19 protein-coding genes are annotated in these 17,871 nt (G+C 47.8%); 3 read left to right on the top strand and 16 right to left on the bottom strand.

Features of this window, described 5'->3' with window-relative positions:
- Window positions 1-39: 39 nt before the first annotated feature.
- The 4 genes from AC5FX6_RS10670 to AC5FX6_RS10655 form a co-directional block, all read right to left on the bottom strand.
- On the bottom strand, window positions 40-687 hold the full coding sequence (locus AC5FX6_RS10670) for a tetratricopeptide repeat protein (RefSeq protein WP_493597039.1): 648 nt from the start codon (window positions 685-687) through the stop codon (window positions 40-42).
- Window positions 688-774: 87 nt separating this feature from the next.
- On the bottom strand, window positions 775-1,254 hold the full coding sequence (locus AC5FX6_RS10665; protein ID WP_493597038.1) for a hypothetical protein: 480 nt from the start codon (window positions 1,252-1,254) through the stop codon (window positions 775-777).
- A gap of 134 nt (window positions 1,255-1,388) precedes the next feature.
- On the bottom strand, window positions 1,389-1,979 hold the full coding sequence (locus AC5FX6_RS10660) for a hypothetical protein (protein WP_493597037.1): 591 nt from the start codon (window positions 1,977-1,979) through the stop codon (window positions 1,389-1,391).
- Between the two features lie 101 nt (window positions 1,980-2,080).
- Window positions 2,081-2,629 (bottom strand): hypothetical protein, encoded by a 549-nt coding sequence (locus AC5FX6_RS10655; protein ID WP_493597036.1) that lies wholly within the window; start codon window positions 2,627-2,629, stop codon window positions 2,081-2,083.
- 267 nt (window positions 2,630-2,896) lie between these two features.
- Between AC5FX6_RS10655 and AC5FX6_RS10650 the strand changes: the two genes are divergently transcribed.
- Entirely contained in the window at window positions 2,897-3,922 is a 1,026-nt protein-coding gene (locus AC5FX6_RS10650; protein ID WP_493597035.1) for an IS110 family RNA-guided transposase, read from the top strand.
- Window positions 3,923-4,024: 102 nt separating this feature from the next.
- On the opposite strand, the gene AC5FX6_RS10645 is transcribed toward AC5FX6_RS10650, so the two are convergent.
- The 5 genes from AC5FX6_RS10645 to AC5FX6_RS10625 all read right to left on the bottom strand — a co-directional run bounded on the left by AC5FX6_RS10645 (window position 4,025) and on the right by AC5FX6_RS10625 (window position 8,198).
- Window positions 4,025-4,528, bottom strand: coding sequence for a hypothetical protein (locus AC5FX6_RS10645; protein WP_493597034.1), 504 nt, complete (start codon window positions 4,526-4,528; stop codon window positions 4,025-4,027).
- Between the two features lie 93 nt (window positions 4,529-4,621).
- Entirely contained in the window at window positions 4,622-5,155 is a 534-nt protein-coding gene (locus tag AC5FX6_RS10640; RefSeq protein WP_493597033.1) for a YfbO family protein, read from the bottom strand.
- A gap of 37 nt (window positions 5,156-5,192) precedes the next feature.
- Entirely contained in the window at window positions 5,193-6,203 is a 1,011-nt protein-coding gene (locus tag AC5FX6_RS10635; RefSeq protein ID WP_493597032.1) for a Fic family protein, read from the bottom strand.
- 927 nt (window positions 6,204-7,130) lie between these two features.
- Window positions 7,131-7,808, bottom strand: a complete 678-nt coding sequence (locus AC5FX6_RS10630) for a hypothetical protein (RefSeq protein ID WP_493597031.1) — start codon at window positions 7,806-7,808, stop codon at window positions 7,131-7,133.
- 180 nt (window positions 7,809-7,988) lie between these two features.
- Window positions 7,989-8,198 (bottom strand): hypothetical protein, encoded by a 210-nt coding sequence (locus AC5FX6_RS10625; protein WP_493597030.1) that lies wholly within the window; start codon window positions 8,196-8,198, stop codon window positions 7,989-7,991.
- 530 nt (window positions 8,199-8,728) lie between these two features.
- Between AC5FX6_RS10625 and AC5FX6_RS10620 the strand changes: the two genes are divergently transcribed.
- The gene (locus AC5FX6_RS10620; RefSeq protein WP_493597029.1) at window positions 8,729-8,890 is read left to right on the top strand and encodes an Arm DNA-binding domain-containing protein; all 162 of its coding nucleotides are present in this window, start codon (window positions 8,729-8,731) and stop codon (window positions 8,888-8,890) included.
- The gene (locus tag AC5FX6_RS10615) at window positions 8,891-9,022 is read left to right on the top strand and encodes a hypothetical protein (RefSeq protein ID WP_493597028.1); all 132 of its coding nucleotides are present in this window, start codon (window positions 8,891-8,893) and stop codon (window positions 9,020-9,022) included.
- Between the two features lie 143 nt (window positions 9,023-9,165).
- Here the strand turns inward: AC5FX6_RS10615 and AC5FX6_RS10610 are convergent, their stop codons facing one another.
- The 7 genes from AC5FX6_RS10610 to AC5FX6_RS10580 all read right to left on the bottom strand — a co-directional run bounded on the left by AC5FX6_RS10610 (window position 9,166) and on the right by AC5FX6_RS10580 (window position 17,765).
- Window positions 9,166-10,656: an amino acid permease gene (locus tag AC5FX6_RS10610; protein WP_493597027.1), complete on the bottom strand. Its 1,491-nt coding sequence runs from the start codon at window positions 10,654-10,656 to the stop codon at window positions 9,166-9,168.
- Between the two features lie 509 nt (window positions 10,657-11,165).
- Window positions 11,166-12,914: an amino acid permease gene (locus AC5FX6_RS10605; RefSeq protein WP_493597026.1), complete on the bottom strand. Its 1,749-nt coding sequence runs from the start codon at window positions 12,912-12,914 to the stop codon at window positions 11,166-11,168.
- The gene (locus tag AC5FX6_RS10600; RefSeq protein ID WP_493597025.1) at window positions 12,911-14,026 is read right to left on the bottom strand and encodes a lysylphosphatidylglycerol synthase transmembrane domain-containing protein; all 1,116 of its coding nucleotides are present in this window, start codon (window positions 14,024-14,026) and stop codon (window positions 12,911-12,913) included. The genes AC5FX6_RS10605 and AC5FX6_RS10600 overlap by 4 nt, the downstream gene beginning before the upstream one ends.
- Before the next feature lie 9 nt (window positions 14,027-14,035).
- Window positions 14,036-15,982, bottom strand: coding sequence for a KUP/HAK/KT family potassium transporter (locus AC5FX6_RS10595; RefSeq protein WP_493597024.1), 1,947 nt, complete (start codon window positions 15,980-15,982; stop codon window positions 14,036-14,038).
- Between the two features lie 40 nt (window positions 15,983-16,022).
- Window positions 16,023-16,178 carry a hypothetical protein gene (locus tag AC5FX6_RS10590; protein WP_493597023.1) on the bottom strand — a complete coding sequence of 52 codons (156 nt, stop codon included), beginning with the start codon at window positions 16,176-16,178 and terminating at the stop codon, window positions 16,023-16,025.
- On the bottom strand, window positions 16,175-17,125 hold the full coding sequence (locus AC5FX6_RS10585; protein ID WP_493597022.1) for a TerC family protein: 951 nt from the start codon (window positions 17,123-17,125) through the stop codon (window positions 16,175-16,177). The genes AC5FX6_RS10590 and AC5FX6_RS10585 overlap by 4 nt, the downstream gene beginning before the upstream one ends.
- Window positions 17,126-17,408: 283 nt before the next feature.
- A complete protein-coding gene (locus AC5FX6_RS10580; protein WP_493597021.1) occupies window positions 17,409-17,765 on the bottom strand; it encodes a hypothetical protein in 357 nt (118 codons plus the stop codon).
- Window positions 17,766-17,871 lie beyond the last annotated feature (106 nt).

Genomic DNA, 17,871 nt, shown 5'->3' with positions numbered 1-17,871 from the left:
TAGCTGACGGGGCCGTCTACTCGATTGGCAGCAGGCTTATTAAAGCATTTCTTCTAAATCAATTGATCCATCTATAATCATTTTAAGATACACCACATCTTTGTAATCCATCTCCTCAAGCTGACTAACTATTTGATCTCGTTCTTTCCACTGATTATTATAATGGTACGCTATAGCTAAATTACCTAGAATCCCAAGAGAGCTTTTGGGTTTAAGTAGCTGCTTAGCTTTTTCACCTAGTTCTACCGCTTTAGAATAATTTTTTTCTTTTAATTCAAGCATTAATAGGCTCGAATAAGCCTCTGGATTTGTCGGATTCAGATTTAAAGCTGTATTATATATTTCTCTCGCTTTTTCATATTGCCCCCTCATTCTAGCAATTACACCTAATCCTACAGTCGCTTTATAATCATTTGGATTTATCTCAAGTCCCTTGATATAGGCGAACTCTGCATTAACTGTATCATCCAATTCAATATTAACGGTACCTAAGAAAGTCCTCATTCCCTCTGCCTTAGGATATTCTTCTAAATAAGCCTCAAGTTCTTTTTTACATTGTTGAAACTCACCCTGGTGATACAATTCTATAATTTCTTCTTTCTTTTGTTTTTCTGGAAATTTATAGATTTGATATACGACGCCCAGTGATATGATGAACCAAATTAAAAGATTATGCTTTTTTTTCATTTTGATTTTTGTTTGCTGCCAACGTGCTGGTATAGCAGATGGCAAGGCTTCAGCCGAAGCGTGACTGCTATACTTTGTTGTGTGATGTCAGTTTTCCCCTTCTAAGACTTTTGCAACAAGTCTCCTGTAAACTTCATCATCTAACTTTTCATGGTACCCAACCTCCTTTGTCCAACTAAAATCAGTCGGGTAGGAAATTCCAGCCAATACAGTTTGACGATGGTTTTCAAATCTCAAGCCTTGGTCACCTTTATGGAAAGTGTAGTTGGTTATTCTTTTAAACTCAGTATTCTTTGGGCTATACTCCACTACAACTACACTCACACTGTCTGATTGCAAGTTGGTTAAGCTTAATTCAAACATGCTATCAGAGTTCTGGACATAGTTTTTTGTTCTTATTAAATCTTTACTGCTATCTGCTACTACCCAGTAAATGCTCAGCCCATTATTCTTAAAATTCTGTATTTCCTTTCCATGGATTGTCTCTCTATCATTCTGAAATACCTTATTATTTACAACTTGAGCATTACAAACTGTAAAAGCAAACAAAATTAAAGCTATCAGCATGTAACACTTCATTAGACTTCTTTTTATAATTAGATGATACACAACGGATTGTACAGGCTGCGAACGAGGCAAAGCCGAGTATGAAGCCTGTGCCGGGTTAGCGAATGCCATTCTTTTTTAATTCTCAGACAGATTTAGAAGTACACTCGGTTAAAGTTAATACGCCACTCCGTGTCCTTGTTTTCTTTCAAGTATGCAACTATCTCTTCTTTGGTCTTGAGTGTTTTCAAAATGACGCCTTTCCAAAAGTCAGTTATTTCTCCTTCTCTGTGCTTGAAAATCAGAACATGCTCTGCCTTCCCAAATCCACCCGTATGGTAAACCAGTAAAACTAAAGTGTTGTCCATACCTAGGTATACTAGTTGCCTGTCGGCAAGCCCTTCTTCAATAACATCTGTTTCCTGCCAGTCTTCCCCATAGTTTACCATTGAGATGTCTCCCCCAATCTGGCTTTCGAGAAACACTCTGATGAAAGGCGGAATATCTGTTACATCATCATACCTAACCAATCCCGCTTTTTCCACTTCTGTTAGAAGCGGCTCAAGGTTATCATTGGTAAGTATAGCAACTGTATCAAGTACGTATACACCATTGACTTTCGTGATACCTGTAGTTTGAAAAGTATCAACAGGTTCTTTCTGCAAAGCTATTACTTGATTCTCAACTTCTGTCTCAGAGCAAGAACAGAGAACTAAGAGTATAAGGCCGAGCTGAAACCTGTTCATTCTATCTTTATAGTTTTGGTGAACATTAACGTCTCGTGTATACCTTGTGCGAGGCCATCAGCCGGAGCATAGGGTATAAACTGTGTTGAGTGGAGTAATTTTTAATCTTCTGTTTCTTCTTCTTGCCCAATATACCTTATCACCCTTATCTGCCCATTTTGGTCAATAGCTACTTCTGCTGCGTCACATACATCTGAATCTGGCACACAAGCGTCCACTACAAAAAGAAACTCACCATTTCCATACCTAAGAAACGATGCGCCAGAATGCCGAAGGTCTTTGTCTCTACCGCTAAAGATGTTCCTGTTCAGGACTGATTTTATAAAAGGCTTCTGGTTTTTAAGTATTTCTATTTTTGTCTCTCTATTATGGGCATGTATAATGATTTCTCCCATATCATCAGTTATTGTGTATACAGCTGAACTATCATTTAAGCTGTGGGTAATCATGCTTATGTGATACTGGTCATCCAGTCGAAGGACTGTGTCTTCCCTTGTCATTTCATTTTCAAGTGGCCAGTATTCATGCCTTTCAGTTACAGCTTTACTGTTTGAAGTTATTTGTGTGTTTTCAACTTCAACGTTCTCTTTGGTGCTGCATGAGAAGCTTATAAGAGAAAGTATAGCCGAGGCGAGAAGTTCTTTTTTCATTAATTTCTATTTCACTCAACCTTTAGCTTAGCCCTATATTATTTTTCCAATACACCCAGCACCCTTTTACCAGGTATAGGAGTAGAGCTTTTATACCTTCAGAGCAGCCAGTGCACTACCCGCCAACAAGGCGAACAGGTCCTACTAACCGATTCAGACTGACTGCTTTTTTATAAACCCGCAGGCGGGGGTCATATAGATTTTCGGGACGCTTTGGGCCCATTATAAAGGTTTCGATCCGCAGCTTGCATAACTTAACCAAAAGATATGGAAAAGCTTATACTTCCACAACAAACCCCTGCTTTTATACTGGGCATCGATGTGTCCAAGGACAGCCTGGATGTGTGCCTGGTCAGGGTCAGCGACAGCAGGCAACTCTGCCACAAGCTTAACAACAACCCATCGGGTTTTAGGAGAATGAAGGCCTGGCTCAAGCAGCACGGCTGCGAGGCGGGAGCAGAAACACTCTGCTGCCTGGAGCACACCGGCCTCTACACCCGGCAGGTGGTGCATTACCTGCTGGCCAGGGACGTGCGGGTTTGGATGGAGAGCGCCCTGCAGATCAAAAGAAGCATCGGCATGGTACGCGGCAAGGATGACAAGGTGGACGCCCAGCGCATCGCCCGCTATGCGCTCCTGCACCAGCGAGAGGCCAGGTGCCTGAACCTGTCGGGTGTGACGCTGGAGCGCTTAAAGGATCTGCAGGCAAACAGGTCAAGGCTGCTCAAAGCCCTGCAATCGATCAAGGTCACGATCAAAGAACTACTCGCAGTGGATCCTGTCTCTGGCAAAACCCTCGAGCAGGTGAACAAGAAGGCCATCCGTGGGCTGGAGAAGAGCATGGAGCAGGTGGAGGAGAAAATGCAGGAGTTCATCGCCAAAGACGATGAGCTGAAGAAGAAGTACGACCTGCTCACCTCAATCAAGGGCGTGGGCAAGGTGCTGGCTATCTCGCTGCTGGTCTACACGCAAGGGTTCACCAAGATGGACGACGCAAGGAAGCTGGCCTGCTACTGCGGGGTGGCCCCGTTTGAGTACCGCAGCGGCACGAGCGTGATGGGCAGAACGGGGGTCTCCAAATTCGCCAACAAAGAGCTCAAGCACATCCTCCATATGGCTGCCATCAACAGCGTCAGGTTCAACGCCGAGTTCAAGCTCTACTATGAGCGCAAGGTCGGGGAAGGCAAGAGCAAGATGAGCGTCATCAATGCCGTCAGAAACAAGCTCCTCCATCAGATCGTGGCGGTGGTGAAACGGAGAACTCCTTATGAACTAAAATTGAAGAATATTTAGAGCAAACCCCTTGTTTTAATCATAGATTTCGGTTAGTACAGGCTGTGAACGAGGCGCAGCCGAAGTATGGAGCCTGTGCAGGGTTATACCTTGTTGTTTTGTCTATGGCACCACATCATATACAGTTGAGCTGTTGTTCTGAAAGATTTCTGCCTGAATCTTCCTTCCCAATGCTACCACCTCTTCAAGGGTCGAATTAGATTCAATTCTGATTACTGGTGCTGGTGTCACGGATGGATAGTGTGGTTGATTGCCATATGTCGTCATCACACTTTCCAATTCATTCATATGGGCAAATTCTTTTAATTTATCAATGAATGGTGTTTGCTCTGCAACCATTGACTCAAATTCAAGGTTGAACTTGCCATTTTCATAAACGAAGTATAGGCAGTCAATTCCATTGGAAGTTATGCCAATGAAATCAAATTCTGTTTGCCCATTTTTTAGCTTTGTTAATGTAGTAGGCAGTTCATCTATGTTTATTCTGTCTGCCATTTGGATAGTTTGTTCATTATTTGTCTGGACTGCCGAAACAGTTTCCGAGTTTCCACAGCTTACCAATAAGGCTATTCCTAACAGTCGGATAGTGGAGTTAATTATTTTCATTTATGACTTCAATTTGGTATAACGGATTGGTGCAGCTGATGAGTGAGGCGAAGCCGAGCATAAAAGCTGAACTTTGTTATGCTCTGTAATTTTTTAATCCCACCACAAGTAAACCACTTTCTTACTCTCAAACTTCTTCCTTAGTTGATTTACCTTTCCCTCCTGATCATACTCAACTTCATCTGGCTGGAGACTCTTTGTAGCTTCTATAATTTGTTCTTTTGATAAATCGCCAACGATATAAACAATATCTGAAAATATCCATTCTTTATCGCTGAGCTTCCCATCTTCGTAAACATTGACATCTTTTACTTCTAAAAAAACTCCGTTCACCTTTGGGTTCTTGGATAAGCTTTGTAAGACTTTATAGTAATCTTCAATCTTTGGCTTAACTGTAAGATTGGGAGCGATTGAGCTTTCGTCGTTGTTGCCGTCGAAGAACTCGTCGACTGTCAGAAACACAGGATGGTCCAGACTTGGGAAATTTATCAGTCCGTACTTTTGAACCAAAGCGTTTCTTTTATCTATATTAATCGGCTTATCGGTCTTATGCCCGCTGTTCAGGAAGTTACAGCTTGATAGAGCCAGTAACACTAAAGTGTAAGCACATAATTTTATTGACTTCATTTTTATAATTGAGCATAACGGTTGGGCTATAGTGCGTTTATGCACTATAGGTGGTGTTGTGCTTTCGGGCTTTTTCTTTACTCTCCAGTACTCCCATCAACCGCTGGTTTAGGTAAAGTTTTTCCTTTCCTACCTTAGTTGCTTTTAAAAACCCTTCCTGCTCAAGCGCTATCAGGTAGTTCCCTACAGTCTTTGGTGTTCCCATGTTCGCGTCTATCAGAAATTGGCGTTTGGTATACGGCAGTCTGAACAAGATTTCTATCAACTCTTTTGAGTGCACCTTTGGGAGTTTCTCTTTTATTTCCTCTGAAGTGGCCTCCATAACGGCCATGATCTCCTCCAGTTTTTGGAGTCCGCTGGCGGCTGTTTTTTCAATCATGTCGAGCATGTAGAGTATCCAGCCCTCCCAATCTCCTGCTTCCGTTACTGCCCTTAGCTTCTGGTAATAAGCCGCCTTATGGTGGATGATATACTCACTTAAGTAAAGAGCAGGCACATCCAACAGTTTTTCCATTTTCAGGTAGAGCAGAAGTAAAATCCTTCCTGTGCGTCCATTACCGTCAATGAACGGGTGGATGGCCTCGAACTGGTAGTGCATGACAGCCATTTTGATGAGAGGGTCCAGCGTGCTTTCCTCGTTAATGAAGCGCTCCAGGTTTGCCATTTTCTCACGTATTACTGTTTCCCCTGCCGGCGGCGTGTAGATTACTTCGCCCTGCGTGTTGGATAAGGTCGTGCCTGGAGTAGCCCTGATACCCGATGTGTTCTGCTTGATACATCGCATGATATCCACACAGAGGTTTGTTGTGATAAATGGCCGCTCTTTGAGCTTTTCCAAGCCGTACCACAACGCCTCCTTGTAGCTTATAACCTCTTTTGCTGCCGTGGGTTCATACCTCTTTTCGGCCACGACTGACTTATAGAGGTCATCATTTGTGGTGATAATGTTCTCTATTTCAGAGCTTGCCTTGGCTTCCTGTAAATGGATTGTGTCTAAAAAGAGGCTTGGGTTAGGCAGGTTGATGATGGCTCCGTTCAGCTGCGCCAAAGCCCTGCTTTTACAGTCTTTCGCATAACTTCCTTTGTCTCAAGATCTACATCCGGAGGAAGCAAGGGTAAGTCATTGTAGGGTTCTTCTCTATGAAATGGGGCCATAAATAACGAGGGTAACAGTTACTCTTACTTTAAATACAAAGGTAAAAATAATGATTTATTACACTTGTTGTTTGTTCAGAGGTAACTATTACTCTTGTAGGTTATTTTTCATACTTTGCATGAAGTACAACTACTGGATATGCGTAAACATACGCTTATCTGCACTATGTACAAAAGTGGTTTTACCCATTTCCAAAGCTGAAATTTGCACTTTCATAGCTGTTTCGAGGTATTCTTCCATAATATTACTCCTATACAATATAAAGAATAATTTGGTAAACCAGCTTACGCTCACTACTTTTTAGAGGCAGCATACTTAATATAAGATGACTGTATGCCATGAGCCTGCTATCACAGAGCAAATAATCAGTTCTTATCCGCTCCTCCTTAGCAGACAGCAGTTTTAAACGTGCTGCCACTGGTGAAAATAATAGCGTTTCGGTGCAATTCATCAATTCATATTATCCGTGTTAAAACGCGTATACTCGTGTTAAAACTCGGATAAAGTGGTAAATAATAGACTTTAGAGCCTCAGGACATCAGAAGAGGTTCTGCTTATGAGTAGTATATTAATATCAGGAATATGCAAAATTCAGTGCAATTCATTGCGTTTTTATGGTAGGGCTGTGGCAGTTAGGTGATAACCATCCTTAAGTTTCTAATGCAATATTAAACGCTGTTACCTAGAAGCTGTTTCAATAAACAAGCTCTGCGCCCAATGCAAAGCCATGGGAGGCTTTGGACTATGGTAGAAGGTATCTAATAAGGTTTCTGTTATAAGTGCTTTATAAGCTTCCTACGGTACAGATAATCCGCAATCTTAAATATAGCATACTTTTTGTCTCCTGCTGTTGTCGGAGTGAAAGCATCCTTGGCTTCCCGTTTCAGTGTGAAACTTAGCTATGCTGTTCTGTGAGGTGTCGAAGAGACTCTTGGGGAGCTTGTATTCATCGAACCTCTTATTGACTGCATCCAGAGCGAAGTACTGTTTGGGTGAGACGTCAGCTACGAGTAGGCGATTGTCAAAAACGGTTGCTTTCCCAATGGTGAAGTCCGATGTCATGAAGCGGTACCAACGCCTGCTCTTCCTTTCGTAGCGCAGGATATCCCTGTTCTGGAACCCATATGAATCACCTTTGTGCTTAACCGTGGCATAAGGCTCTGGAATCGGTACTTCATCCGTAAGCAAATCCGATTCTATGAATACATCTGGATTGATTTTGTAAGCTGTTTCGTAGGTAAGGGCAAACAGGCTTTCGTTACGAACGGCAATGGCTGTGGGTGGGTGTTTTAATTTGCTTGCTGATTGCCAGACAGGTTGAAAACTGGAATTGTAAAGCTCAACTGTCTGGTCTTGCTTCACTACGTACAGTCTATCAGACTCGGTTACTTCGAAATCAACAACGTTGCGTAGTCGCTCCCAATCAATGCTGTCCGACTTTGTGACGAACACCCTGCCTTGCTGGTTGATGATATAATACTCACCGAACATGCGCACCTTCCTGACGTCGGGTCAGTCGTCTTTGGATAGCCTTTTGTACTTGTCTTGCGATAGTGGTGTCGGCAGCCTCTGCCAGGATTTACAGTTATCGGTCGTCCTGTAGAGTATGTTCCAGAATGAGCCAAATAGTCCTGTTCTCTCGTCTTTTGCAAAATGGATGGTCGAAAATCGAAGATTTTATTTCTGTTCTACCTTGGGAAAAGACTTCCATGTTTTGCCGTAATCATCGGTGTGGTAGATGAGCTGCGAGCTTCCGCTCATCCATGCTTTCCCCTTCTTGTTGACATAGGCAGCATCGAGCCAACTGCTATTGCCGAACCTGACTTTCTCCCTGGTCTTGCCGTGGTCAACGGAGCGGTGGATAGGATACCTAAAAGAAAAGAGCACAAGGTAATCAAAACTATACACGTGTAGATCGACCTGGCTGAACTAGAAGAGCGACATTGATTGGTTTAGCTGTATGCACGCGTCGTGAATGGTAATGAAGTATGCTGAGTAGTAAGGATGATAGTCTTTTTACTCTCTCAATTTGATGATTGTGAAATAAAGCGGTAAATTTGATTAAGGAAAACACTAGAATCCTCAGTAGGAGGAAAATTCGGGTGACCGCTATATTTAAGAGCAATAAGTAATTGATAATAAACGTGTTGTGGAGTAGGTTCGAATCCCTCACTCTCTGCGGAATAACTTATCAGTTAGCATAAAAAGCCCTTAAATCAGCGATTTAAGGGCTTTTTTGTTTTGGTGCATGTATCAAATTATTCACTTTTTCGCAGTATTGCGGTGAGTGCATCAGAGTAAAATATCTACTCACCAGATTGGTTATAATTTACTGATAGTCAAGATGTAAAACAGTTATTCATCTTGACTTGGTGTGACTGCAAGGCTACATTTGTTTAACCTTAAAAGTTATTGCCATGAAGCTTAACATCAGTATTCTCTTTTACCTAAAGAAACCCAAAAACTATCAATCAGGCCCAGTGCCTATCTACCTGCGTATGACTGTAGCAGGAAAAAGCACAGAACTGGTGACTGGAAGGGCCATTGAGCCGAATAGGTGGAACTTATCTTCAGGCTGAGTGTCAGGTACTAAAGAAGTGTTCAGATCGCTGAATGCCTATCTGGACGGTCTGCAAGGCAAGCTCCTGGAGGTGCATCGGCAGCTGATAGATGCGGGTATGCCGATGACAGCTGAAAGTCTGAAGAAATAGCTTAGGGTATTCCGGGGCACAGTTACCGTTAATTTTTATAGTGCCCCCGGCGCCAGAAGAAAAAGTGGACAGGAACCGCGGCTTCTGTTAGGAGTGCAGAAAACCTGCCGCCAGAGGCAGCAGGTTTTGCTTAACAACACTTATTAACTTACCAGTTCTTTAGGCCTTTCCGGAGAAGCTTTCTGCTGCAGTTTGCTGTGATGGCGACCATAGAGGAAATAAATCAAAACCCCGAGGGCCATCCAGATAATCAGCCGCAGCCAGGTATCAAAGCCCAGGTTCACCATCATGTAGCCGCAGATCAAAATACCCAGGATGGGTACGAGTGGCACAAAGGGTGTCTTGAATGGGCGTTTAATGTCCGGATTGGTGCGGCGCAGAATGATAATACCGGCACATACAATCACGAAGGCCAGCAGTGTGCCGATGCTCACCAATTCGCCCAGCAGCCCAATCGGGAATATGCCGGCTATGACCGCAGCCACTAACCCAGTAAGGATCGTGGTGACGTGAGGTGTATTAAACTTCGGGTGCACTTTGCCAAAGACCGCAGGCAGCAGGCCATCGCGACTCATGGCAAAAAAGATGCGAGGCTGCCCCATGAGCATTACCAGCACTACCGAGGCAAGACCTGCCACAGCGCCCACCCCAGTGAAGAAGTAGAGCCATTTCAAAGCAGGACCAGCTGCCTCCAGGGCCACCAGCACCGGATCTGGCACATTCAACATCTTGTAGGGCACCATGCCTGTCAGCACCAACGACATGAGCACGTAAAGCAACGTGCAGACACCCAGCGACGCCAGCATGGCAATCGGCATGTCACGTTGCGGGTTCTTCGCTTCCTGTGCGGCTGTGGAGACGGCATCAAACCCGATGTAAGAGAAAAATACGATGGCGGCACCGGCCACCACACCCTGCCAGCCAAAGCGGCTGCTGCCATCCGTCAGGATTTCCTTAGCCGGAATGAAAGGCTCCCAGTTAGCGGAGTTCACATACTGGAACCCAAAACCAATTACCAGAAGCACGATTGCTACTTTGACAACAACGATAATGTTATTGAACTTGGCAGATTCCTGTATACCTACCACCAGCAGTGCTGTCATCACGAGTATAAGGATAACGGCAGGCAAATTGATGAAAGCCCCCGTGGCCTCAAAGGAGCCGCCTGTATAGGAAAGTGGGGCAGAAGCAATCGCTGCCGGAATGTGGATGCCTAATGACTTAAGCAGACTCACAAAGTTACCACTCCAGCCCACGGCCACCGTGGCCGCGCCAAAGAGATATTCCAAAATAAGGTCCCACCCGATGATCCAGGCGATGAATTCACCCAGCGTGGCATAGCCATAGGTATAGGCGCTTCCGGCAACCGGGATCATGGAGGCGAATTCTGCATAGCACAGGCCAGCGAAAAGGCAGCCCAGCCCTGCTATCAGGAAGGATATCACGATAGCAGGTCCGGCGGCGTTGGCGGCGGCGGTACCAGTGAGTACAAAGATACCCGCGCCGATAATGGCGCCGACGCCCAGCATGGTGAGGTTGGAGGCAGTGAGTGTACGCTTCAGGCTATGCTCCCCGCCCTCCGATTCCTTTATGAGTTTCTCGACGGATTTCGTCGCAAATATATTTTTAGCCATTTTGAGTTTAGGTATAGATAATTATCAATTGTTTAATCCTGACTTATTGTGCACGATGATGAATCATGGTTTGACCTTGTAGGCAAGATCAAACCATGATTCTCAGTCAGAGATAAATCAGTAGCAGGAATAAGTAAGAAGCTCGGCTAAGGAGCGTTGGGGAGTATCCGGAACTGCTGAGTAAGGGATGAAACACCAAATACAGGCGAGATTACCTCCGTGCTGCAGAGCGAGCAAATATGGAACTGGAGACCACTGTACCTGAACAGGAGTTGGAGAAATGATTCTGTTGAGGTGGCTCTGATCGGCGCGCTGGATTCTGCCCATGCGACGGGATTGATGTAGACCGCCGCTGTTATTTGTTCTGCGGCTGGTTCCACTTTGCTGACATCAGGCGAAGCAGAAACCACACATGTTCTCAAGCAGCCAGAAGCGCACAGCAGCACGACCCACAGCAGCAGGATGACTAAGGGCGGTATGTGTTTTCGGTTCTTCAAGGTATGGTCTGTTCAGGCAGCCCCGGCTTGCTGTGCTAGATGCAACTTGCTGTTGCGGTAGCCATAGGCGAAGTAGATGACCAGGCCGAGTGCGAGCCATGCTAGGAAACGGCCCCAGTTCGTAATGCCGAGTTCCGTCATCAGGTAGAGGTTGGTGAGCAGCCCGAGCACCGGGATTAGGGAAAGGTTGCGCAGAAAGGAAAGGACGACCAATGCCACTGTCACGGCAACAAATCCTAATAAAGGCAGCTTATGCTGAAAACTTTCCCAGCCTCCGGACACGCTTAGAAAAGATGCTACTTCCGGGGCATTGTACCGCATGAGCAAACCCACTGCAGTAAGCACCAGCAGCGGCAAGACGTACTTTCCGTTGATATAAGGCACCCGGAAGCCACTGCGAGCTTCTAATGACTCTTTCTGCCTTTCCTCCAGCAGCAATATTCCGCCGCATACCAGCACAAAGGCAAAGAGCGTCCCGATGCTGGTCAGGTCCGTTACCTCCGTCAGATTCATAAAAAGGGCGGGCACAGCCACCACGATACCTGTCACAATAGTGGCGATGTAAGGAGTCTTATGCTTGGGATGGATTCTGGAGAAGGCCCTGGGCAGTAGGCCATCGCGGCTCATGCTCATCCAGATGCGCGGCTGTCCGTACTGAAATACCAGCAGCACGCTGGCCATCGCCACAATGGCACTCACAGCCACGATACCCGCCATGGCGTCGAGGTTAACCCTTGAAAAGACATAAGCCAGCGGATCGCCTACCGCCAGCTCCGCGGAGGGCACCATCCCTGTCAGCACCAGGGCCAGCACCACGTACAGTACCGTGCAAAGCACCAAAGCGAAAATCATGGCACGGGGAAGGTCGCGCTGCGGATTCTCGCACTCCTCGGCAGTCGTGGAGATGGCATCAAAACCGATGTAGGCGAAGAACACCGCTGAGACTCCTTCCATAATGCCTGCCAAACCGTTTGGTGCGAAAGGGGTCCAGTTGTTGGTGTTCACGTAGAAGGCGCCCACCGTGATCACGAGCAGGATGACGACCAGCTTGAGTAGCACAAGCAGGTTAGCCGTTCGTTTCGACTCTTTGATGCCGATATAGACCAGGTACGTAATCAGAACCGTGATACCGAGTGCGGGGAAGTCCGCCACCAGTTTGAAACCCCCAATAGCCGGAGCCTGTTGCCAGGCGTGGTAGGCCTCCTGAATGTTGGCCGGCAGCGCGGACAGGTGTTGTCCCTGTGCCAGCAAGCCCAGAGCCATTTGGTAACCCCGGGAGGCGCTCAGGTAGTCCATGGTCAGGTATTCGGGTATCATCAGTCCTACTCCGCGCATGACAGCCGTAAAATAATCGGACCAGGAGATAGCTACAGCGATGTTCCCGATGGCATACTCCATCAGCAGGTCCCAGCCAATGATCCAGGCGACCAGCTCACCGAAGGAGGCGTAGGCATAGGTATAGGCGCTGCCGGACACAGGGATGGTAGAGGCAAACTGAGCGTAGCACAGAGCCGAGAAACCGCAGGCGATGGCCGTAAAGATAAACAGCAATGAAACGCCCGGTCCTCCTGCCGCGCTGGCATTGCCGATGGTGCTGAATATCCCGGCCCCGATGATGGCGGCTATGCCAAAAGACACCAGGTCTTTGAGGCGGAGGGTGCGCACCAAATCCGTTCCGTGGATGTTGCCATCCTGCCTGTAATCTTCTAAAAGGGCCGTGGCACTTTTGCGGCGGGTAAGGTTCTTGGCAAAGTTTCTCATGTAGCGGCTGATAAATCAGTTTTATTTAATGTGTTCATGTTCCCCTGACCTGATGCAGCGATTGCTTTGTTATCCTCGTTCCTGAACACCTGCGCAACCCAGCGGGGGAAAACAATGACTCCAGCCACCAAGTAAAGGTAATAGGTCAGCAGGCGGTAGAGCAAGACGATGACCGTGGTAAACCCGCCCAGAAAAGCACCGAAGAAGGCTGGGAAAGCTATTTCAGCGAAACCAGCCCCGCCTGGCGTGACAGAAAGGAGCAGGACGACTTTATAAATGAGGTTGCGGGCGAATACCAGGAAGTGGTCCTGTAGGGGCAGGTCGGTGAAAGCCGCTATCAGGCAGCCGATGATGGCATACCGGGCTGTCCAGACGAAAAAGGTGGAGACGCTTGCATGCAACCAATAAGTCGTATTTTGGGTGCGAAGGTGCCTGGAGGCGACCAGCAGCTCATTGGCGTGGCTGAGCAGGGAAGACCGCCACCTGCGAAGCAGCCTGAAGCTTCCTACCCGCAGCAGAAGCCGCTTGACGGAGTTAGGGTTGATGAGCAGGGCATAAAACATCGTGAATGCGTACAGGGCAATCAGGAGGTAGGAAACTGTGAAGGCGATGCCGAGGCTCTGCCTGAAAGTCTCGTCCATCGTCCCGAGGGTCGGCAATAGCTGCCCATCCATAAGCAGCAAGACGAGCGGCACAGCCAGCACAAAATACAGGTTGTCGAGCATCGCTGTCACCATCACCTGCGCAATGGACTTGCCCAACGGGATGCGCTCTTTGTAAAGGATATAGGCGGCAATTGTGGAGCCGCCCACCACGGAGGGTAGGGCACATGAGGCAAATTCCCAGAGCATGATTACCCGGAAGCTCTGCTGCCAGCTAAGTGCTTTGTCGGTGATGTAGCGGATGCGGTACATGTAGCCCAGATCCCGGACCAGCAGTACAAAAAGGGCGACACCCAACCAGAGTAGACTCGCTCCCAGGAGCGTCTGCAGTTGCCCCGGCTCGTAGTTTTTGTACAGCATGTAGCCGACCACGCCAAGACCCAGGAGCATGGGCAGAACCAGCCTTCGGGCTGAGAACTTTGCCTGGAGTTTTTCTTTCGTTAAAGCCATTATTGTGTCTTATCTCACTTGAACCGGCACTCGTTTTAACTGAGGCAGCTTCACAGGCATGATAACCAGCGGTACCTTCTCCACTTTCACAGAGCTGGTGTCCAATCCGAACCACTTGCTTTCGGATGTCGCAAACCGCTTTATATTAAAATACCACTCCATCACCAGGCGTTTGCCGAAGGGCAGGTCATTCTCATAGGAGAGGAACTTCTCCAGCACCACAAACCTGAAGTCGCCTATGAGCTGGTGCCTGCTCAGGGACGTGTAGCGGCTTGTGATGTCGACTTCCCCATTCTCCACAAGTTCCTCCACCACTTTGCGGAAGAACAGGTTGATACGCTGCTCTACCCTGAATCCGAGCTTGAAATCTATCCGAATCACGTCATCGGCGACGACATGACGCACTTTGTACTCCGAGGTGTAAGGCTCGTCGGTCGTTTCCACATGGATGAACCAATAGATATCGGCACGTTTGGGGCGTTTCTGGAAGATAGAATAAATGATTTTCGACTCGATGTCTTTCGGGCTGGAGGCGCTCGTCATAAACACCAAGTGTGTCGTGTACTTGGGAACCGTCTCGTCATTGCTCAACTCTTTCAGAGCGGGGACATAATCAGAAAGTTGCACATACTCTGTAAAGCTGCGCTTGATGTGGTAAGCACTTATCCAGATGTACATCACCGTCAGCAGCAGACCGCCAAGCAGCAGGGACACCCAGCCCCCATGCGGAAACTTGCTCAGGTTGGCTATCAGGAACGAGAGCTCAATCGTCAGATAAACAGCCAGGAACAATGTGACGAGTATCCTGGACCTGGACTTGACATAGAGGTAGTAGCTCATCAGGATCGTGGTGGAGAGCATGGCCATGGTGATGGCCAGGCCATAGGCAGCCTCCATGTGCTCAGATTCGCGGAAGTACAGCACGACGCCCACACAACCCAGCCACAGGAGCCAGTTGATGCTGGGTACGTAGAGCTGCCCTTTCAGATTGGTGGGGTAAACCAGTTTCACCTTGGGCCAGAGGTTCAGCCGGATTGCCTCACTGATGAGCGTGAAAGAGCCGGATACCAGGGCCTGACTTGCTATGATGGCGGCGATTGTTGCGATGGCAATGCCCATGAGCAGAAACCAGTCGGGCATGATGCCATAAAAAGGATTTCCGCTGAGTGCCTTGCCCTCCTGCGTCATCAGCCAGGCACCTTGCCCCAGGTAGTTGAGCACCAGGGTAATCTTCACAAATAGCCAGCTCAGGCGGATGTTCGGCCGGCCACAGTGGCCAAGGTCAGAGTACAGGGCCTCGGCGCCCGTGGTACAAAGAAATACGGCCCCCAGCAACCAGAATCCATTCGGATAGTGGACCAGCAGGTTGTAGGCGTAGGAGGGATGCAGCGCCTTCAGAATCTCGGGGTAATGCAGCAGGGAAACCACACCCAGTGAACCCAGCATGGTGAACCATACCAGCATAATGGGCCCGAAAGCTTTGCCCACTATCTCCGTGCCAAAGCGCTGCATCAGGAACAAACCGGTAAGAATGGTCAGCACGATGGGCACGGTAGGTATATTCGGGTAAAGCAGCCGCAAGCCCTCTATGGCCGAGGAAATGGAGATGGGCGGCGTGATGATGCCATCCGCCAATAAGGCAGCTCCGCCAACCATGGCCGGTATAATCAGCCAGGTGCTTCTGCGTCGGATGAGGGCATAGAGGGAGAAGATGCCGCCTTCCCCGTTGTTGTCCGCCTGTAGCGTCAGCAACACATACTTCAGTGTTGTCTGGAGGGTCAACGTCCAGAAAACACAGGAGATGCCGCCATACACCAGCGTCACCGAGATGGGCGCCTCCCCGATGATGGCCTTCATCACGTAGAGCGGCGAGGTGCCGATGTCACCGTAAATGATTCCCAGTGATATGAGTAAACCAGCAGTGGAGACAGCCGGTGCTTTCGTTTGAAAGAGCATGTATGAGGTATTGAGAATTTGACCGTTCGTTTAATCTGATTTAGGCACTAAACAGGAAATAGCCCAGGTATACATGGTTCAGGCCAGTTGTATACCTGCATGGGGCCCACCTTTTGATGGGAACCCTGATTACGGGCACATCCTGTACGACCCTCCCTTCGCTTACCGTGATTGATCGGCCAGCTGTCAGCTTCATGGTGAAACAAAATCACGGGGCGGAGACAATACCTTTTCCTTCTTTGGGAAAAGGAGAGACGCGATGACCGACACCCCCAGTATGGCACCTACAACCAGCAGGGCAATGCGCATGTCGAGGTGGTAGAAGTCGCTTACCAGCAGCTTGGCTCCGATAAAGACCAGTATCAGCGACAGGCCGTAGTGCAGGTAGTGAAAAAGCTGCATGATGCCCGCCAAGGCAAAGTACAGGGCTCGCATTCCCAGTAGGGCGAATACGTTGGAGGTATACACAATGAACGGGTCCTTGGAGATAGCCAGGATGGCCGGGATAGAGTCGGCGGCGAAGACCACGTCGGTGCTCTCGACCATGATGAGCACCAGGAAGAGCGGTGTGGCGTAGAGCTTACCGTCGATGCGGGTGAAGAACTTTCCGCCTACCGCCGTCTTGGTGAAGCGCAGCCTCTGGCTCACCCAGACGATGAGAGGGTTCTGCTCGGGGTGCAGCTCCCCGTCATCTTTCGTGAAGGCCATTTTGATGCCGGTATAGACCAGGAACGCCCCCAGGATATAGATGATGAAGTGAAACTTGGCGATAAGCGCCACACCCACCAAAATGAAAACGCCGCGCAGCACCAGCGCCCCGATGATACCCCAGAACAGGATTTTGTGCTGGTACTGCTGGGGTACTTTGAAGAAGCTGAAAATCAGGATAAAGACAAAGAGGTTATCAACGCTTAGTGATTTCTCGATCAGGTAGGCAGTGAGAAATTCAAGTGCAGGGGCCGGGCCTTTCCAGAAGTAGATAAAGGCGTTGAACGCAAGGGAGAGGGCTATCCAAAAGGCGCTCCAGAGGAGGGCCTCCTTTATCTTGACCTCATGCTCTTTGCGGTGGAATACAAACAGGTCCAGCACCAACAGCATAAGGATGAAGGCATTGAATATAATCCAGAATGTCACTGTATTCATTGTTAATTAGTTAAGGAAGTATTTAGGCAACGAGGCTTGGCTGCCTAACCTTTTTTACAGAAGAGAATCGGGGGAAAGATGAAGCAAATATCTTATTCGTATATTTCCACATACTCCACCAAGTGCAGGTCGATAAGACATGTAACGTCTATCGGATGCTGTAGGAGCTCCATAAAATTGACCCATTACAGGGCAGAAAATAAAACGAATAAGGAAAAACGCACCTATGCAGCATGGCAAAGGTGTTACAATAGCTTCTTGTTAGAAGATGAAAAGGGAGCGACTAAGGTCCTTTGATGAGAATGGTGTGCAAGCAGCAGTCGCCTTTGGTGGCGGCGTAAGTATGCGGTGCAGGTGCTGTATCCTGCGGTTGTGGGTACAACTGAAGCAAGAGCGCATACACTAAGGGTGTTAGCAGAGTTTTATCCAATTGCAGGATACCTTCTAATTCACCGGAGGTGGCATCACCCGTTATGAACTGAAGCGGACTCTCATCAGACTGCTGCGTAAGCTGCTGGTCAGCAGGGACCATTGGAGCAGCGATCAGATTGGCGGGCAGGCCAATAGCCAGAAAACTGCATAGCAGGACTGCCAGCAGTATATTCAGCTTTTTAAATACCTGTATACCTGTCAATTTCATCACCGCAAAGGAATGAGGTTGTAAAGACTAAAGCAATAGAGGAGCCTAGTTATTTTTTAAATGAGCTTGCTAAAATACACTGACACCTGAGGCGGGCGCATAATGG

The organism is Pontibacter sp. LHS2, assembly GCF_058932845.1.
This window is presented reverse-complemented; position numbering and strand designations above follow the sequence as displayed.

What these genes read in the sequence shown, in the direction of transcription:
- AC5FX6_RS10670 (WP_493597039.1), bottom strand. Translation starts at nt 687, where the DNA reads ATGAAAAAAAAGCATAATCTTTTAATTTGGTTCATCATATCACTGGGC.
- AC5FX6_RS10650 (WP_493597035.1), top strand. Translation starts at nt 2,897, where the DNA reads ATGGAAAAGCTTATACTTCCACAACAAACCCCTGCTTTTATACTGGGC.
- AC5FX6_RS10610 (WP_493597027.1), bottom strand. Translation starts at nt 10,656, where the DNA reads ATGGCTAAAAATATATTTGCGACGAAATCCGTCGAGAAACTCATAAAG.
- AC5FX6_RS10640 (WP_493597033.1), bottom strand. Translation starts at nt 5,155, where the DNA reads ATGAAGTCAATAAAATTATGTGCTTACACTTTAGTGTTACTGGCTCTA.
- AC5FX6_RS10655 (WP_493597036.1), bottom strand. Translation starts at nt 2,629, where the DNA reads ATGAAAAAAGAACTTCTCGCCTCGGCTATACTTTCTCTTATAAGCTTC.
- AC5FX6_RS10665 (WP_493597038.1), bottom strand. Translation starts at nt 1,254, where the DNA reads ATGCTGATAGCTTTAATTTTGTTTGCTTTTACAGTTTGTAATGCTCAA.
- AC5FX6_RS10600 (WP_493597025.1), bottom strand. Translation starts at nt 14,026, where the DNA reads ATGGCTTTAACGAAAGAAAAACTCCAGGCAAAGTTCTCAGCCCGAAGG.
- AC5FX6_RS10645 (WP_493597034.1), bottom strand. Translation starts at nt 4,528, where the DNA reads ATGAAAATAATTAACTCCACTATCCGACTGTTAGGAATAGCCTTATTG.
- AC5FX6_RS10660 (WP_493597037.1), bottom strand. Translation starts at nt 1,979, where the DNA reads ATGAACAGGTTTCAGCTCGGCCTTATACTCTTAGTTCTCTGTTCTTGC.
- AC5FX6_RS10585 (WP_493597022.1), bottom strand. Translation starts at nt 17,125, where the DNA reads ATGAATACAGTGACATTCTGGATTATATTCAATGCCTTCATCCTTATG.
- AC5FX6_RS10580 (WP_493597021.1), bottom strand. Translation starts at nt 17,765, where the DNA reads ATGAAATTGACAGGTATACAGGTATTTAAAAAGCTGAATATACTGCTG.
- AC5FX6_RS10590 (WP_493597023.1), bottom strand. Translation starts at nt 16,178, where the DNA reads ATGAAGCTGACAGCTGGCCGATCAATCACGGTAAGCGAAGGGAGGGTC.
- AC5FX6_RS10605 (WP_493597026.1), bottom strand. Translation starts at nt 12,914, where the DNA reads ATGAGAAACTTTGCCAAGAACCTTACCCGCCGCAAAAGTGCCACGGCC.
- AC5FX6_RS10595 (WP_493597024.1), bottom strand. Translation starts at nt 15,982, where the DNA reads ATGCTCTTTCAAACGAAAGCACCGGCTGTCTCCACTGCTGGTTTACTC.
- AC5FX6_RS10620 (WP_493597029.1), top strand. Translation starts at nt 8,729, where the DNA reads ATGAAGCTTAACATCAGTATTCTCTTTTACCTAAAGAAACCCAAAAAC.